The 17118-nt window shown below is 65.8% G+C and carries 14 protein-coding genes, 1 tRNA gene and 1 pseudogene; 8 read left to right on the plus strand and 8 right to left on the minus strand.

Annotated elements, in window-relative coordinates:
- Together GQS65_RS19815 and GQS65_RS19820 are read right to left on the minus strand one after the other, a co-directional pair.
- Positions 1 to 207, minus strand: a pseudogene (locus GQS65_RS19815) (NAD(P)/FAD-dependent oxidoreductase); the annotation flags it as partial.
- Positions 208 to 333: 126 nt separating this feature from the next.
- Positions 334 to 867, minus strand: coding sequence for an HTH domain-containing protein (locus GQS65_RS19820; protein ID WP_158206356.1), 534 nt, complete (start codon positions 865 to 867; stop codon positions 334 to 336).
- A gap of 107 nt (positions 868 to 974) precedes the next feature.
- Here GQS65_RS19820 and GQS65_RS19825 point away from each other — a divergent pair, with 107 nt between their 5' ends.
- On the plus strand, positions 975 to 1886 hold the full coding sequence (locus GQS65_RS19825) for an NAD-dependent epimerase/dehydratase family protein (protein WP_158206357.1): 912 nt from the start codon (positions 975 to 977) through the stop codon (positions 1884 to 1886).
- On the opposite strand, the gene GQS65_RS19830 is transcribed toward GQS65_RS19825, so the two are convergent.
- The gene (locus tag GQS65_RS19830) at positions 1880 to 3232 is read right to left on the minus strand and encodes a TIGR00341 family protein (RefSeq protein ID WP_158206358.1); all 1353 of its coding nucleotides are present in this window, start codon (positions 3230 to 3232) and stop codon (positions 1880 to 1882) included. The genes GQS65_RS19825 and GQS65_RS19830 overlap by 7 nt on opposite strands.
- A gap of 129 nt (positions 3233 to 3361) precedes the next feature.
- Here GQS65_RS19830 and rocF point away from each other — a divergent pair, with 129 nt between their 5' ends.
- The 7 genes from rocF (at position 3362) to GQS65_RS19865 (ending at position 9226) form a co-directional block, all read left to right on the plus strand.
- Positions 3362 to 4264, plus strand: a complete 903-nt coding sequence (rocF, locus tag GQS65_RS19835) for an arginase (protein WP_158206359.1) — start codon at positions 3362 to 3364, stop codon at positions 4262 to 4264.
- Position 4265: 1 nt separating this feature from the next.
- Positions 4266 to 4967 (plus strand): class I SAM-dependent methyltransferase, encoded by a 702-nt coding sequence (locus GQS65_RS19840; protein ID WP_158206360.1) that lies wholly within the window; start codon positions 4266 to 4268, stop codon positions 4965 to 4967.
- Between the two features lie 111 nt (positions 4968 to 5078).
- Positions 5079 to 5149 (plus strand) — tRNA-Gly (locus GQS65_RS19845).
- A gap of 281 nt (positions 5150 to 5430) precedes the next feature.
- Positions 5431 to 5742 carry a HalOD1 output domain-containing protein gene (locus tag GQS65_RS19850; RefSeq protein WP_158206361.1) on the plus strand — a complete coding sequence of 104 codons (312 nt, stop codon included), beginning with the start codon at positions 5431 to 5433 and terminating at the stop codon, positions 5740 to 5742.
- Positions 5743 to 5834: 92 nt separating this feature from the next.
- Positions 5835 to 6284 (plus strand): Hsp20/alpha crystallin family protein, encoded by a 450-nt coding sequence (locus tag GQS65_RS19855; protein WP_233265219.1) that lies wholly within the window; start codon positions 5835 to 5837, stop codon positions 6282 to 6284.
- Between the two features lie 146 nt (positions 6285 to 6430).
- The gene (locus GQS65_RS19860) at positions 6431 to 8434 is read left to right on the plus strand and encodes an AMP-dependent synthetase/ligase (protein WP_158206362.1); all 2004 of its coding nucleotides are present in this window, start codon (positions 6431 to 6433) and stop codon (positions 8432 to 8434) included.
- Between the two features lie 363 nt (positions 8435 to 8797).
- The gene (locus GQS65_RS19865) at positions 8798 to 9226 is read left to right on the plus strand and encodes a hypothetical protein (RefSeq protein ID WP_158206363.1); all 429 of its coding nucleotides are present in this window, start codon (positions 8798 to 8800) and stop codon (positions 9224 to 9226) included.
- Positions 9227 to 9313: 87 nt separating this feature from the next.
- On the opposite strand, the gene GQS65_RS19870 is transcribed toward GQS65_RS19865, so the two are convergent.
- The 5 genes from GQS65_RS19870 to GQS65_RS19890 all read right to left on the minus strand — a co-directional run bounded on the left by GQS65_RS19870 (position 9314) and on the right by GQS65_RS19890 (position 17095).
- A complete protein-coding gene (locus GQS65_RS19870) occupies positions 9314 to 10759 on the minus strand; it encodes a DASH family cryptochrome (protein WP_158206364.1) in 1446 nt (481 codons plus the stop codon).
- Positions 10760 to 10819: 60 nt separating this feature from the next.
- Positions 10820 to 11371 (minus strand): DUF7344 domain-containing protein, encoded by a 552-nt coding sequence (locus GQS65_RS19875; RefSeq protein ID WP_158206365.1) that lies wholly within the window; start codon positions 11369 to 11371, stop codon positions 10820 to 10822.
- A gap of 150 nt (positions 11372 to 11521) precedes the next feature.
- Entirely contained in the window at positions 11522 to 13516 is a 1995-nt protein-coding gene (locus GQS65_RS19880; protein ID WP_158206366.1) for a SpoVR family protein, read from the minus strand.
- Positions 13509 to 14828, minus strand: coding sequence for a YeaH/YhbH family protein (locus tag GQS65_RS19885; protein WP_158206367.1), 1320 nt, complete (start codon positions 14826 to 14828; stop codon positions 13509 to 13511). The genes GQS65_RS19880 and GQS65_RS19885 overlap by 8 nt, the downstream gene beginning before the upstream one ends.
- Complete coding sequence (locus GQS65_RS19890) at positions 14819 to 17095, minus strand: PrkA family serine protein kinase (protein ID WP_158206368.1); 2277 nt, start codon at positions 17093 to 17095, stop codon at positions 14819 to 14821. Before GQS65_RS19890 ends, GQS65_RS19885 begins: the two co-directional genes overlap by 10 nt.
- Between the last annotated feature and the right edge of the window lie 23 nt (positions 17096 to 17118).

Here is a 17118-nt window from a genome sequence, read left to right on the forward strand (position 1 = left end):
GGGGGACTTGATGTCGTCGACGGGGATAGCGACCTTCTCCTTGACGCGGGGGTTGCGGATACAGCGGTGGGCCTCGTGGAGCACCAGGTGGTGGTCCACGTCCGACACCCACGTCAGGTCGACACGGTCGCCGAGTTGCTTCTCGATGGACTTGACCGCGCCTGCCCCGGCGTACCCCGAGCCGAGGACCACAACGTTCTCAGTCATGTCCACCTGTCCAACCCCATCGGATACAAAGGCTTTGGATAGAGAACGAGTCCCGAAGCCGACGCCTGCGGCCGGCCCGGTGGGGTCGGGAGCGACGTGGGGCCGCCACGGCCCCGTTCCGACCGGTCAGTGGTCGGGTTCTTCGGCGGGCGCGATCATCTCGGTCGTCGAGACGACGAGGACGTTCTTCGACTCGTCTTTCCCGTCGACGACGCCCTCGATGAGCAGTTTCGAGCGTGGCGTCGGGCCGACCCGGACGGTGTCGCCGTCGTGGAAGTCGGTGATAGAGCCGTGGAGTCGAATCTCCGCCCGGCAGAGTTCGGGGTGGTGGACGCTCGTCAGGTCGATCTCCTGGACGTTCGCGTCGGGGACGCGCTCACCGTTGTGGAACAGCGGGACCTCGGCGGGTTCGTCGAGATCCTGAATCTCCAGCGCCTCGTAGGCGTTGGCGGTCGGCTTGTAGCCTCCTTTCGGCCCCGGTACCCCTTCGACCAGTTGGAGCGCCTTCAGTGACTGCATCTGGTTGCGAATCGTTCCCGGATTGCGGTCGGTGCGGTCGGCGATATCCTCGCCTTTGACCGCACGCTCCGACGAGCCGTACAGGTTGATGAGTTCCTGCAGTATCTTCTTCTGGCTCGACGTAAGCTCGATTGATGACATGCAGTAGGCTTCGAAACTCCCGTTCATAAGTCCGACGGTGGTGCCACCGGTCGGCGGCGGGGTGGAGGGACCGACAAACCTTTGACACGGCATCGAGGCCTTCCGACATGGAAGACAGACGAGTCCTCGTCACTGGTGGGGCCGGGTTCATCGGCTCGAACCTCGCCAACACGCTCGCGGCGGACAACGACGTGGTCGCACTCGACGACCTCTATCTCGGCACCCCGGAGAACCTCTCCGACGACGTCGAGTTCGTCGAGGGGTCGGTCCTCGACGACGACCTGCCGACGGACGTCGACGTGGTCTACCACCTCGCCGCCCTCTCCTCCCGTCAGATGCTCGAAGAGAACCCCCGCGAGGGCGCACGCGTGAACGTCGAGGGGTTCGTCAACACCGTCGAGCAGGCACGACGCGACGGCTGTGGCACCGTCGTCTACGCCTCGACCTCCTCGGCGTACGGCAGTCGGACCGACCCCTCCCCCGAGGACCTCGACCTCGAAGCCTCGACGGGGTACGACGCCTCGATGCTCGGCCGCGAGCGCTACGCCGAGTACTACAGCGACTTCCACGGCCTCTCGCTCGCCGGGATGCGATTCTTCTCGGTCTATCAGGGCTACGGCGGCAACGAGGAGCACAAGGGAACCTACGCCAACACCGTCTCGCAGTTCGCCAGCAAGGTCGCCGAGGGCGTGGCTCCCGTCCTCTGGGGTGACGGGACCCAGACCCGCGACTTCACGCACGTCACCGACATCGTCCGCGGTCTAGAACTCGCCGCGGAACACCGTCTCGACGGCGTGTTCAACCTCGGCACCGGCGAGAGCTACACGTTCAACGAGACGGTCGCGCTCATCAACGACGCTCTCGGCACCGACGTCGAACCGGAGTACGAACCCGTCCCGCTGACGAACTACGTCTACCACACCTGTGCGGACCCGACGAAGATGAAGGAGGCGACCGGCTGGGAACCGGAAATCGAGTTCGAGGAGGGCGTTCGACGCGTCTGCGCGGCGTATCAGTAAGCGAGTGAGCGAGCCATCGCCGGCGATGGAGCGTCGAACGTCCCCGCCAGCGACCCCGACGGCGTCGCACGCGAGCGGTCGTTGTACTGCACCTCGACGACGACCTGCTCTCCGGTCGTCTCCTCGATACGTGTCGCCAGTTCGTCGGCCAGGTCGGGGAACTGCTCGCCCGACGGCCGCGAGACGACGACGCTGACCGTCGGTGTCTCGTCGAGCAGCTGGAGCGTGCTGACCTCCGTCTGGACGCTCACGAGCGTGAGTTGGTCGTACTCGTCGCTCTCGACGGTGTCGGTGACGATGCCGTTGACGTCGTTCTCCAGTGCGACGGTCCCACCGACGAACCCACCTGCGAGCGCCAGGACACCGACGAGGACGACCAGCGCACCGGCGGTGGGAGCGTAGCGGCGAATCGCTCCCACTTCGGCGCGGTTCCACGAGTCGGGACGGTAGCCCAGATACCAGAGGACGAGGAACGCCGAGAGGTTGACCGCGACGGCGTTGACCGCCAGCAGCAGGAACGCGCCGATGGCGACGGCCGGCAGGCCCCACGCGATGCCGATACCGACCGCGGCCGCGGCGGGGACCAGTGCGGCGGCGATCATGACGCCGACGAGCGAGACCGGCAGGGCGGTCGCCAGACCGAACGCGCCGGCCGCCCCCGCACAGAACGCGACCGAGACCGACAGCAGTCCCGGCGAGATACGCTTCGATATCTGCCCGACGGTCGTCACGTCGAGCGCGTTCGGTACGAACCCGCCCGCTTTGAGGAGGAAGCCGAACCCGATGGCCCCGACGATGGCGATGGTGAAGCCGACGATCTGGGTCCGAATCCCCATCAGCAGCATCCGCCGGTCGTCGAGGACCATCCCGACGCTGGCGATGAGTGCGGACCCGACCTGCGGGGCGATGACCATCGCCCCCACGACGACGGCGGGCGAGTCGAGCATGAGGCCCGCCGCGGCGACGATGGCCGAGAACGCCGTCAGCGAGTAGTAGGTGAGCGCGTTGCGGTACATGTCGAGGGCCTTCGCGCGAATCTCCTCGGGGGCGACCGAGTCGTCCTCCTCGACGCCCGCGACGAACCGGTCTTCGAGTTCGTGGTAGTGTTCGGTCTTGGCCGTCTCCGCGCTCCCGATGATGGTGTACTCGTGGTCGTCGATACCGGCGTCACGGAGTTTCCCGAGGACGAACTCGACGGCCTGTGTCGGGAGCGGGAACTCGATGAGCGACCGGTTTCGCTGCTCCGTCGCGTCCTTCGTCACGACGAAGTCGATGTTCTCCCCGTCGAGGATGTCGAGAGCCGTGTCGAGTTGCTCCTCCGGGACGAGGAGCTTGATGACGCGCATACCGTCACGGCGGCGGCCTGTGGCTTAGCCTTGGTGCCCTCTCGTGTCGCTCGAAACGAAGCCGAGCGTGGCTCGGTCGGCGGGGGTCGAACCGGCGACACTTTACCGCCGGGTAGAGCACGTTCGAGCATGACCGGACCACTGCGAATCATCGGCGTGCCGATGGACCTCGGCGCTGACCGACGTGGTGTCGACATGGGTCCCTCCGCGATTCGGTACGCGGGACTCGGTGACGAACTGACCGCGCTCGACTACGACCCCTCGGACGTGGGTGACCTGCCCGTCACCCACCCCGAGGTCGGCGACCCGGACGCGGTCGAACCGGCGACCGGCCACGCGAAGTACGTCGCCGAGGTACGGGACGTCTGTACGCGACTCGCCGACGAGGTGAGCGAGACGCTCGCCGACGGCGCGTTCCCGCTCGTGCTCGGTGGCGACCACTCCATCGCCATCGGGTCGGTCAACGGGAGTGCCCGCGACGCCGATATCGGTGTCGTCTGGTTCGACGCGCACGCCGACTTCAACACGCCCGCGACGACGCCCTCGGGGAACGTCCACGGGATGCCCGTCGCCGCCTTCCTGGGCGAGGGGGAGTTCGCCGACAGCGACTGGGCACCGGCCGGTGTCGACCCGTCGAACGTCGCGCTCGTCGGCATCCGTAGCGTCGACGCGTCCGAGCGCGCAGCGCTCGCCGACAGCGACGTCACCGTGTTCACGATGAGCGACATCGACGAACGGGGTATCACCGACGTCACGGAGGACGCACTGGACGTGGCCAGTGACGGCACCGACGGTATCCACGTCAGTCTCGACCTGGACTGGCTCGACCCGAACGAGGCCCCCGGCGTCGGGACGCCCGTCCGTGGCGGCGTCACCTACCGCGAGGCCCACGCCGCACTCGAACGGACCGCCCAGCGCGACGTGCGCTCGATGGAGGTCGTCGAAGTCAACCCCATCCTCGACCGCTCGAACCGGACGGCCGAACTCGCCGTCGAACTCGCCGCCAGCGGCCTCGGAAAGCGTATCATCTGAGATGCCCGATGCCGACCCGGACGAACCGGAGGACTCGCTCCCCGGCGACGCTCCGTCTCCCGACCCGGACCGACGCGGCGTCCACGAGACCTACGACCGTATCGCGGACCACTTCGCGCGGACCCGCGCTCACCCGTGGCCCGAGGTGCGCGAGTTCTGTGAGACCGCCGACCGCTGCGGGACGGCACTCGACCTCGCGTGTGGCAACGGCCGACACGCCGAGTTGCTCGCCGCCCCCGCCGAGCGCGTCGTCGGCCTCGACGCCAGTCGTAAGCTCCTCCGGGTCGCCCACGAGCGAGCGGTCGAACGGGGGTACGCCGACAGCCTCTCGCTGGTCGCGGGCGACGCCGCGAGACTCCCCCTCGCGGCCGACAGCGTCGAACTGGGGGTGTACGTCGCCGCACTTCACCACCTCCCGACCCGCGAGACCCGCCGAGCGAGTCTCGACGACCTCGCACGCGTCCTCGCGCCGGGTGGCCGCGTGCTCGTCAGCGTCTGGGCGGTCACGCACTCGAAGTTCGACCGCGAGTCGGGGTTCGACACCACCGTCGACTGGACCTTGCCAGGGGGTGAGACGGTAGGCCGGTTCTACCACGTCTACGACCTCGCGGAGTTCGAGGCCGACCTGCGAGCGAGCACACTGACCCTCGAGACGGTCTACGAGAGCGAGGGCAACTGCTACGCCGTCGTCGGTGGCGCGTAGCACAAAGGGAAACGCACATAGGGAGCGGCGAGAAGTAACGAACGAACTTCGAGGGCACCGGTGTCTCACCGAGCGAAGCGAGGTGGGGCACGGGGCGCGAACGGAGTGAGCGCACCGGTGGTCTAGTGGCAGGACCTGAGCCTTCCAAGCTCATGGCCCGGGTTCGAATCCCGGCCGGTGCATTCTGTTCGGACCGAACACGACGAGCGAACGCTCTACGGAGGCCTCGACCCAGCGAGCACGCAGCACCGAGCGAAGTGCTGTGGTCGGTCACGTCGGAGACACCGGATCCGTCACAGGAGGCAGGTGGGACGGTCCGTGCGTCGGATCCCGGACTCGCCGGCCGTCCATCGCCGAGTTCGTGCCGGAACCGATAGCTCGTCGGTAACGACCTCCTGAACAGACTATATTGTCTGACAAACATTCATTACCCTGTGGTTGATGTTCTCGAAAGAGGCTCCAGATGAGCACTATCGAATCAGCAGACGGGCGGATGGAATCGCTACCCAGTTCCGAGTTCGACCACCGTGTCCGGTACGACCCGAGCGCCAGCGGCTCGCTCAGCGTGACGGTCGCCGCCGCAGTCGGTGAGGCGCTCGACACCGACCCGATGGCGGTCGCACCGCTCTACCGGAGCGTCGACCCGGACGCGCTCGACTCGCTGTTCGTCGAATCGAACGTCACGGCGGAGGCACAGCTCAGCTTCGTCCACGACGGCTGTTCCGTGACGGTCCGGGGTGACGGCGACGTGCTCGTCACCGTCCTCGACGACTGACCGATTCTCGCCACACAGTGGCTCAGGTCCGTGATATCAGCAGTCTCGCAACCGTTAATATCTGAGCAGTCCCTACTGTATCCTGTTCGATTATGACTACCCGACGAACCCCCTTCGACGAGATGGACCGCATGTTCGACCAGATGCGCCGGTCGATGCTCAGCCCGTGGCCGGGCAGCGTCGCCGAGTGGGACCGCCCTGCGATGGAGTCGTGGCGGAACCACAGCGACTCCAACATGACCGTCGAGCGCCGTGAGGGCGGTTACGTCGTCCTCGCCGACCTCCCCGGCTTCGAGAAGGAGGAACTCGACGTCCGCTTCGACGACGGCGTCCTGACCGTCCGCGGCGACCACGAGGTCAGCGAGGAGTCCGAGCACGGCCGCTCGATGCGCTCTCGGTCGGTGTTCGAGCAGGTCCACGTCCCCGGCGACGTCGTCGAGGGAGACATCGCCGCGACTTACCGCAACGGCGTCCTCGAAATCGACCTCCCCACGACGACCGAGGCCGAAGACGACGACGCTCACCGCATCGACATCGACTGACCGGCTTTCGTTCGCTCTTGATTCTACGAGAGAAACTCTCAGAACACGTAAAATGTATGGCTGTCTGTCGGTTCGGCCCCGTGTTCGGGGACACTTGCTAGTACACGACAACATTCATAAGCGGCACTTCCAATCTATCGTCAACGATGAGTAGAGACGCACCCGGAGCATCCACCCCATCGTGGTTGGAGCACGAACGGGAGTACGACGACGAGGTCATCGGTGACGACACGCTGGGCGAGATGTTCGAGGAGAGCGCCGAGCGACATCAGACGCGCACGGCACAGCGGTACAAGGGCGGCATCTACGACCGTTCGCTGGTCGCCGAGGGAATCGTCGATGCGGCACCGCGTGGTGACTACGCGTCGCTGTCGTACGGCGAGATGCGCGACATCGTCCACAGCCTCGCCGCGGGGTTCCGTGACCTCGGCCTGACCGCGGGCGAGCGCGTCGGCATCTTCGCCGACACCCGAATGGAGTGGGCACAGACCGACTTCGGCGTCCTCCAGGCGGGTGGCGTCGTGACGACCGTCTACGCCGAGTCCTCCCCCAGGCAGGTCGAGTACCTGCTCGACGACCCCGGCGCGTCCGGCGTCGTCGTCGAGAACGAGGAACTGCTCGAACGCGTGCTGGAGGTCGAAGACGACCTCGACCTCTCGTTCGTCGTCGTGATGGACGAGACGTCGTTCTACGACGGCCGGGACGACATCCTCACGCTCGGCGAACTCCACGACCGCGGAGCGGAGGCGTTCGACGCCGACGAACACGCCTCGTGGCTCGACGAGCAGTCGTCCGAGGACCTCGCCAGCCTCATCTACACGTCGGGGACGACCGGGCGACCGAAAGGGGTCGAACTCACCCACCGTAACCTCAGAGCGAACGTCAACCAGTGCCGTCGTCGGATGGGGCCACGCCCCGACAAGCCCGCCGACATGCCCGCACTGACCGCCGGCAGCGAGACGCTCTCGTTCCTCCCGCTGGCACACGTCTTCGAGCGCACGGCGGGGCACTTCCTCACGTTCGCCTCGGGGGCGACCGTCGGCTACGCGGAGTCGTCGGACACCGTCGCCGACGACATCCAGACGCTCGCGCCGACGACGGTCACCTCCGTCCCGCGTATCTACGAACGCATCTACGACTCGATGCGCGAGCAGGCCGGCGACGGCGCGAAAGAGCGCATCTTCGAGTGGGCCGTCGACGTCGCCCGCGAGTACGCCCGGACCGACTCGCCCGGCGCGGCGCTGAAGGCGAAACGCCGCGTCGCCGACCGTCTCGTCTACTCGAACGTCCGCGAGAAGATGGGCGGCAACGTCGAGTTCTTCGTCTCGGGCGGTGGTAGCCTCTCGAAGGACCTCGCCGAACTGTTCATGGGGATGGGCCTGACCATCCTCGAAGGCTACGGCCTGACCGAGACGGCACCCGTCCTCACCGTCAACCCGATGGAGGATATCCGTCCCGGAACCCTCGGCGTTCCGCTCGTCGACGTCGAGAGCCGCGTCGACGACTCACAACTGGACGACGACCAGAGACGTCGTGCCCGCCCCGGCAGCGACATCGGCGAACTCCAGGTCAAGGGGCCGAACGTCACGAGAGGCTACTGGGAGCGCCCCGACGCCACCGAAGCGGCGTTCACCGACGACGGGTTCCTCAAGACCGGCGACATCGTCGAGGTGACCGACGACGGCTACCTCGTCTTCCACGAACGTCTCAAGCAGATCCTCGTCCTCTCGACGGGCAAGAACGTCGCCCCCGGCCCCATCGAGGACCAGTTCGTCACCAGCGAGCGCATCGACCAGGTGATGGTCATCGGCGACTCCCGGAAGTTCGTCAGCGCGCTCATCGTCCCGAACTTCGAGGCCATCGAGAAGTGGGCCGACAAGTACGACGTCGACCTGCCCGAGGACAGAGCGGCCATCTGCGACCACGACCGCGTGAAGGCGTACATCCGAACGGTGGTCGAGTCGGTCAACGAGGGGCTAGAGAAAGAAGAGTCCATCAAGCAGTTCGAACTCGTCCCCGACGAGTGGACCGCCGAGAACGACCTGATGACGCCGTCGTTGAAGAAGAAACGCCGCAACATCCTCGAACGCTACCGCGGGGAGGTCGACCAGATCTACGCCGACGCCGAGAGGGAGAAAGCACAGGCGTAGAGCGACGACTAGCGGCCTTTTTATCCACGAGTCGAGGTCGCTACGCGACCCCGACAGGGTAAAAGCTCAACCATCACCAGAACGGCTCCACCGTTCTGGTTAGTAGCCAGAAATCGCCGATTTCTGGCGACAAGAGCATCTCCTCACCCCCTCAGTCGCTACGTCACCGGCGGCGAAGCCGCCGGTTCCGTGCGGGACCGGAGGTCCCGCTCTCGCTCCTTCGACGGTTCAGTTACCCCGCTTGCTCACTGCGTTCGCTCACGGCGCAGCGTCTCGACAGCACTGCACCTTGTTCGGCGGGACCCCTACGTCTTCACTTCACTCTACGAGAAAGTACTTGCATCGCGTCGCTTCAGTGCTACCATGAGACGCCGTCAGGTCCTCGCGGCACTCGGTACTACAACACTCGCGTCGATAGCGGGGTGTGCGACGATAGAAGCTGAACTCGGGGTGCGTCAGGAAACACTCGGTCCCGTCACAATAGAGAACACAGAGACGGAACCGTTCGACGTTCGTCTCGAAGTGCTCCGTGACGGAGAGCAGGTTCACACATCGATGCACGAACTCTCCGCAGTGTCGGCCTCGGAGTATTCTCCTGTGGTCGTCAATGACTGGGAAGACAATCCCGATGCTCGACGCTGGATTGTTCGAGCCAAAAACGATGGGCACGACTGGGTTTATGCCACGCTTGACGCTGCACGACCCGAGAACTGCCATACGGTCAACGTTCAGGTCGTTGATATCGGTCCGAATCCGATAGTCGTCCTTCCGATGATGTGCCCTTCAGGGTAGCGTCGACACCCCGCTCCCTGTTAGACTCGCGGCACGCGTCTACCACGAGCACGTGACGGAGGAGACGAGTGATGCCTCCGCCGAGTACTACAACCGCTCGTCTTGCAACTCGGAGTGACGCTGGTCGACGTCGATGACCGGTCGCGGGTAGTCGAGGCCCAACTCGACGCCGTACTCCGCTTGCTCGTCTGGCGAGAGCGTCCACGGTTCGTGGACCTGCGCTCCCGGAACCCCGTCCAGTTCCGGGAGCCAGTGACGGACGTACTCGCCGTCGCCGTCGTAGTCGGTGGCCTGCTTGACGACGTTGAAGTACATGTTCCGCGAGTCGTTGCCGACGCCCGCTTGATACGCCCAGTTCCCCCAGTTCGAGCAGACGTCGTAGTCCACGAGGCGTTCCTCGAAGTACGCCGCACCGCGTCGCCAGTCGACTTCCAGCCAGTCGGCGAGGAAGGAGGCGACGTTCTGGCGACCACGGTTACTCATGAAGCCCGTCTCGTTCAGTTCGCGCATGTTCGCGTCCACGAACGGGACGCCCGTCTCGCCGGCCGCCCAGCGCTCGAACCGATCGTCGCCGCCCGGCCACTCCCGTTCGACGTCGCGGATGCCGGTCGCCGAGAAGAACTCCGCGCCGTGTTTGACGAACTGGAACTGGAAGAAGTCACGCCACATGAGTTCGAACAGGAGCCAGTACGTCGACTCGTTGGAGACGTGCCGGTCCTCGTAGCGTCGCACCTCGTCGTGGAGGTAGCGTGGCGAGAGCGCACCGACCGCGAGCCACGGCGAGAACTTCGAGGAGTAGTCGCTTCCGAGCAGGCCGTTGCGCGTCTCCTTGTACTCCCGGAGGTAGTCGCCCGCCCAGACGTAGTCGTGGACGCGCGCTCTCCCGACGGACTCGCCGCCCTCGAAGGGCAGGACGGAACGGTCGTCCACCGTGGCGTCGGCCTCCGCCCACGGCCCGAACTCGTCGATAGCCGGGAGGTCCCCCGATTCGAGGGGCGCCGCCTCCTCGGCGAGCGTCAGCGAGTCCGGCGTCGGGACCTGGTTCCTGACCGGCCGTGACTCGGTGGCCTTCCGCCACGACGTGAACGTGTCGTCGATGGCCGTGACGTCGCTGGCGAGGTCGTCGAGGTGGTAGAGCGTGTGCGTCCAGTAGCGGTCCGTCTCGACGTCCGCGTCGTGGAGGGCCTCCCGCGTCGCGTTCTCCACCTCGAACTCCTCGGTAGCGGGCGTCGTCTGGAGGGTCACGGTGTCCGCCCCGACCGCCTCGGCCAGGTCGGGGAGCACGTCCTCGGGACTGCCGCGTCGGATCAGCAGGTCCGCGCCCTTCTCTCGGAGGGACTCGCGGTAGTCCGCCAGACTCTCGCGGAGGAATCGGGCGCGGTACGGGCCGACGCGCTGGGGACCGTAGCGAGTCTCGCCGACGAACCGCGGGTCGTGGACGTAGACGGGAACGACGTCACCGGTCGCGGCGCTGGCGAGCGTCGGGTTGTCGTGGACCCGCAGGTCACGGCGAACCCAGACGAGCGTGGTCATACCGGGGGTACGGCCGCCGCTGAAAAAGTGCTACAGGTGCCGGTGAGCGGTGCCGGTGGCTCAGAGCAGTCCGTCCTCGTCGTGCGGGTCCGCCATGAACGGGAGGCGGCCGTGCTGTGCCGTCGTCTGGACGACGGCCGAGACGCCGAGCAGGACGAAGAAGCCGACCGCCCAGACCGTCGGCCGGAGCGTCCCGACGAGCGGTGCGGAGAGGTCCGCGGCGACGGTCGCACACGCCCCCAGTGCGGCCAGCGAGACGTAGTACGCCCCCCAGTCGAGGTCGCGCGACGGCACCCCCATGTACGCCTCGATGTCCCGGATACGGTCCTCGAGACGGACCACCTTCTCCTCGGCGTCGTAGTCGACGATGCCCAACTCGTCGAGTTTCGGCAGATGGGTCTGATGCAGCGAGACGTACGCGCTCTGCCGTTTCTGTCGTGGCGGCGGCGTCTCTCCGGTCTCGGCGGCGGCGACCTGCTCGGACAGTTCGCCGACGCTCAGTCGCTTCCCGTCCGCCTCACGGAGACGCTCCAGCGCCAACCGACGTCGGTCGTTCCGCAGTACGTCGTATATCTCCCCCTCTTCGAGTGGTTGGTGTGCCTGTATTGCCATTCTCTCACCGGACCTGACAGGTCGTCAAACGAAACTATTCTTGCGGATGCAAAAACCTGTGGGATACCACCGTCGACCCGATAGGCTATCGTTACTCTATCACCGAAGAAAGAATAACTCGAATTCGGTTCTTTCGAGCGTTCCGGCCGCTCAGGCGAGCCACTCGTCGGGTTTCGTGTCGTAGTCGACGTCCGTCGCCGCGAGGTGCTCGACGGCCTCCCACGGGAGTTCCTCCGTGGTGATACGTTCGCCGTCGTAGCGGATGAGCAGTCCTACCTCCTCCGGGACCGGTTCGCGGTCACGGCGGCGGGCGACCTCGACGTCGTGGTCGTCTAGCTGCTTCGAGATGGTCTTGAGGTTCACCGGGCGGCCCCACAGCTCGAACACCCGCTTGAGGACCTGTTTCGCCTGTCGGGCGTCGACGATGACGCCGTTGTACTGGTGGGAGAGGAGCAGTTCGTTCCGGTTGTTGTAGTTCCCGTCCTCGACGACCACCGTGGGCTTCCCGAAGTTCGTGAACTGCAACATCAGCTTCTTCTTCACGTCCTCGACGTCGGTGCTGGTCGCGCGGTAGTCACGCGTCGAGTGGGTGAACTCGTAGGTGAAGTAGTGGTTCTGGTCGACGAACTCCTGACTGAGGAACTCGTCCAAGAACGTCACGTCGTTGTGGCTCTCGCGGATCTCTCGCATCCGGTCCCAGCCGGCACACCGGTCGACGTCCGCCAGCGCCTCCTCGACGTCCGCGTACCGCGCGTCGTCGAACATGTACCGGGCGATCCGTTCGAGGTCCGACTGCGAGAGGCGCTTGAGGAACCCACGGTGCTGTGGCTTGACGAGCGAGTAGTGGCGCTCACACAGCCCCTCGTAGGTCAGCACCTTCCACGGGTAGCGGTTCACGTCGACGTCGTCCGCCCGTGCTCGCGCCAGTTCCTCGGCGTCGACCCGCGGGTCGTCGGCGTCCAGCAGGTCCAGTCGGTCCGCGGCGATACGGTCGAGTGCCGGGTCGGGTTCGAGTGCGGTCTGTACCTCGTCCAGGTCGATACGCTCGTGGAAGTTCCGCCACGTCACGCCCTCGACGCGCAGGAGTCGTTCGGCTACCTCCCGGCGGTTGGTGGCGTTCTCGATGTACTCCCAGAGCTCCTTGCCGAGTTTGTAGGGGTTGAACCCTGGCGAGTTCAGCACCCGTGCCTGGTGGTCGGCGTAGTGGAGGAACTCGTCGGCCGCCGCGAACCCCTCCTCGCCCATCATCATCGACTCCCAGTAGGCGGCCCACCCCTCGTTCATCACCTTCGTCATCTTCTGAGGGGCGAAGTAGTACGACTCCCGGCGCAGGAGTTCGAGCGTCTCGCGTTGCCAGTCCTCGAACTCGACGGCACGCTCTGCGTCCTCGTCGTAGGCCATCCCGTGTCTCCGGAGGAAGGCAAGCACGTCGAGTTCCGGTTCCTCGGGGAACGACCCCGCCTCCTCCTCGGGACGCTGTGACTCCACCCACTCCTCGTCGAACACCTGCCGGCGCACCTCGTCGCTCAACCCGAGACTGTCGAGTTGGTCGGCGATGTCCGCCAGGTCGCGCTCTACGCCCTCGCCCTCCACGGTCGAGAACGGACTGTGCTGGTCGATGCAGTCCTCCAGACAGAGCACGTGGTCGATCCACCGCTCGACGGCCTCCCGGTCGACCTCCGGGTCGTCCATGAACGCCTCGATGGCGTCGGCGTGGTTCGACAGCATCGCGGCGGCGTTCGGGTCGTCGGCGAACAGACCGAACCACTGGTTGTTCTTGAAGAAATCGGCGTGGGCCTCGACGTGCGTGATGACCGCCTTCTGGTCGGCCAGCGCGTTCGACTCCTGCAAGAAGGCGTGGGAGGGGTTGTCGTTGTTGACGATCTCGAACGCCTTCCCGCCGAGGAACTGGGTCTGTTTCTGCTGGCGGTCGTAGGCCATCCCCCACCGCCAGTGGGGGTACCGCTCCTGGAACCCGCCGTAGGCGATGAGTTCGTTCATCTCGTCGTAGTCGATAATCCAGTACTTCACGGGGAACGGGTCGAGACCCAGCTTTCGCGCGAGGTGGTTCGCCTCCCGCACTGGCTCTTCTAACTCCCCGGCGATGCGCTGTTTCTGTCTGCGTTCGGTGTCCGAATCACTCATCGTTGCTCTCCGTGCTGAGGATGGTGTAGATGGCGTCGACCACGTCCTCCGGCCCGGTGACGTAGGCGACGGCCACGTCGTCACTTCCCTCGAAGTGACGTTCGACCTCCTCGGCGTGGGTCGCGTTGATGGCGTTGCCGCTGGGTTGGGTCTCCACGTACGCGTGGAGGTTGGCCGGAATCCGCTCCATCAGCGGGATGACGCGCTCCTCGGTGTCGTTCGAGGAGTTCTCCGAGTCACCCGCCGCGAAGACGTAGCGGTTCCACTCGTCCCAGGGGTACTCTTCGAGCAACTCCGCGGCGAGTTCGTACGCACTGGAGATGCGCGTCCCCCCACCGGAACGGATGCCGAAGAACTCGTCGCGTTCGACCGACCAGGCGTCGGCGTCGTGGGCGATGTAGACGAACTCCGCGTTGTCGTACTTACCCGTCAGATACCAGTCGAGCGGGGTGAACGTCCGCTCGACCAGTTCGCGTTTCTTTTCGCGCATGCTCCCCGAGACGTCGCGGATGTTGACCACGACGACGTTCTTCTCTTTCTCCTCGACGATTTCGGGGTAGCGGTAGCGCTCGTCCTCCCGTCGGAACGGGACCTGCTTCAGCCCCTTCCGTCGGATACGCTCGACGGGCGACTCGCGCTCGACGTGCTCGGTCATCTCGTCGATGCTCGTCCAGCGGTCGCGCTCGTCGTCGGGCAGGTTCGAGTCGGCGTCCACGATCCACGCGTGTGAGACGGGGATGTTCTGCTGGCGGGCCCACGCGTACACCTCGTCGGGGCCCCAGTCCTCCACTCTGAGGGCCTCCTCGATGTAGTTCTCGTCGAACTCCATCGCCAGTTTCCGCTTCAGGCCCTGCTTGAACAGGCGCTCGAAGTCGAGCGTGCTGGCCGGCCCCGTCCGGGTGATGTCGGTGTAGTCCCCTTCCGTCTCCTCGATGACTTTCTTCCCTTTCGGGTCCAGGTCGAGACCCAACTCCTCGTCGAGTTCCTGGGCGAACTCCTCGGGGTCCATCTCGTAGTACTCGTGTTCGCCGCCCTCCTCGCCGGGGTCGCCCTCTTCGTCGCCGTCGCCGGGCTGGGGCTGTGGCTGGCCGACGGGGTCGCCCGGTTGGGGGGTGCCGCCGTCGCCCTGGCCGACGCCGCCCTTGTCGAGTTGGTCGTACTCGAAGGCGGGGAGGTCGACGATCTTGATGGGAATCTTCACCTCGCCAGGGAGGCTCTGGCCCAGGTCGCCGTACTGGATGAACTCCGAGAGGTCCTGCCGGCGCTGTTCTCCGACGTCACGGTACCGTTCGAGGTCGTCTCTCAGTCCCATCGGTAGCTCACCTGGCTCATGACGTGTCTGCTGGTCAGTTCCGCCGACGCCTCGCTGTAGCCGAACAGTTCCTGCATGTTCCCCACCGTCCGTTCCTTGACGCTCGCCGTCTCCGTCCCGCTCGGCGGGTCGTCCCACAGGCGGGGGTCGAAGTCCTCGAACGCCCGGCGGACGTCGTCCCAGTCGTGACTCCCGAGGATGGTCGAGATGATGGGAATCTCCTTCAGGTCGACGTCGCCGACGCGGAACTCCTCGTCGCGGTTGCGCCACGCGTGGCGGTTGAGCGCCGTGATGACCTTCTCGGTCCGGAAGTCCGTCACGGCGGGGCCGGCGTCGGTGCCCTCGTAGTACGTCTCGTCGAACCGGCCGAGCTGTTCGATCTCGAACACCTTCATCTTCAGCGGGTCGGGCTCGACGCTCTCGCCGCGTTCGTTCTCTATCTGCTCGTTCTCGACCCACGCGTAGACGTGCTCGACGTACTCCTCGACCGTCTCCTCGTCGACGCGCTTCTCGCGCATGATGCCCGCCAGCACGTCCTCCTCCTGTCTGGCGAAGACGCGGTTTTTCACCTGCACGACCCGGTTCTCGTACTCGGTGCGTTCGGAGTCCGAGAAGACGGGCGCGTCGACGAACCCGCGTGCCATCGTGTTCAGCACGTCCCTGGGCATGATGACGTGCTCGACGGGGAGGTCCGGGTGGTGGCGTTCGGACTCCTCGTTGAGCAGGTCCGCCACGGTGTCGCGGGTGTAGGTGACGGGGATACCCTGCTCGCCGTCACGCGAGTTCGGCCCGAAGTCGAAGTCCTCCTTCTCGCGGCGCTCGTCGCCGTCGCGGATGAACCCCGCGTCGAACAGGAGCGCCTTGTCCACCAGGTCCAGCCCCGTCGGCAGGTCCTCGGTGTCCAGCCTGCTGACCACGTCGTACAGCGCCGCCGCCTCGATGGCGTGGGGGGCGAGTTCCTTCGTGTTCACCCGCCGGTCGCTGTCGCGGACGTCGAGGTGGACCGGCTCCCTGATCTTGGCCTCCAGTTCGCCGTAGCTGTCGGCGGTCCAGACGGACGTCTCGTTGGTCAACTCGCGGCGGAGTAGCTCCGCTTCGAGCGAGAGGTTCGTCAGGTAGTGGAACTCGTGTTTGTCCAGCCGACGCTTCAGGGCCTTCAGCGGGTCCTGTCCCGCCCGGTCGGCGTGCTGGTTGAGTTGGGCTTCGAGGTCCGGGTTCGAGATGATGATCATCTGGGTGTCGATGTCCATCCCGATCCCCTTGTCCAGTTTCACGTGTGCCTCGTCGGGCACGTTCAGCAGTTTCTGGAGCAGGTCGGCGTGCTGGGCGGCGTCCTCGACGAGCGTCAGCAGGCCGTTGCCCTGCGAGAGGACGCCGTCGTAGCTGAACGCCTGCGGGTTCTTCCGGCCCCGCGAGTCGAGCACCTGCAACATACCGTGCATCCACGACCCGACCAGTCGCTCCTTGGGCGACCCGTCGTCCTCCGAGTGGAGGACGCCGATACCCTGGCCCACGTCCATCACGACGTTCTTCACGCGGAGGTGCTGGGGGTCGGTGACCGCCGAGAACAGGTCTTCGCGGCCCTCTCGCCGGTACCGTTCTTCGAGGAAGTCGTACGCCTCCCGGCAGAACGGGTCGAGCGCCGTCTCGACGACGATCGGGATGTGGTCGTCGTGGCGCTCGTTCAACTCGTCGAGGAGGCGCTGGCGGACCTCGCGGGGGAAGACGCTGAGCGGGTGTGCCTGGACCGGACTCTCGTACCACTCGTCGTCGTTCGTGCGCGGCGCGTCGTCGTAGGTCAGACCACCGCCGCCGTCCGTACCGGAGACGTTCCACTCGACGGTGTAGCGCCGTCCCGCGTCGGTCTTCGAGAACTCCCGCAGACCGTTGATGAGACAGCGCTTGAGTTCGGACTTCCCCGTGGCGGTGGGGCCTTCGAGCCAGACGATTTTCTCTTCTTTCCCGCGTTTGGCGGCGATAGAGCGCAGGTCGTCGACGAACTCGTTGAGCACTTCGGTGTTGCCGAGGATGGCGTGTTCGCCGTCGTTGTACGGGTCGTCGAAGAACCGGTAGCGTTCTTTCTCCTCGCCCTCCTCGACGACGCTCCGGGTGCCGGAGGCCTCGATGGCTTCGAGGAGGTACTTCGAGGCGTGAGCCGCCAGTTGCGGGCGCTCGAAGAGGCGGTCGACGTACTCCGCGAGGCTCATCGGTTCCTCGTACGTGTCGGTCAGCGCGCGGTCGGCGTCGGTGATGAAATCGTGGGTCATGGTGGGTCTGTCGTGGCTGTCAC

The organism is Halomarina oriensis (genome assembly GCF_009791395.1).
In the GTDB taxonomy this organism is placed as follows: domain Archaea; phylum Halobacteriota; class Halobacteria; order Halobacteriales; family Haloarculaceae; genus Halomarina; species Halomarina oriensis.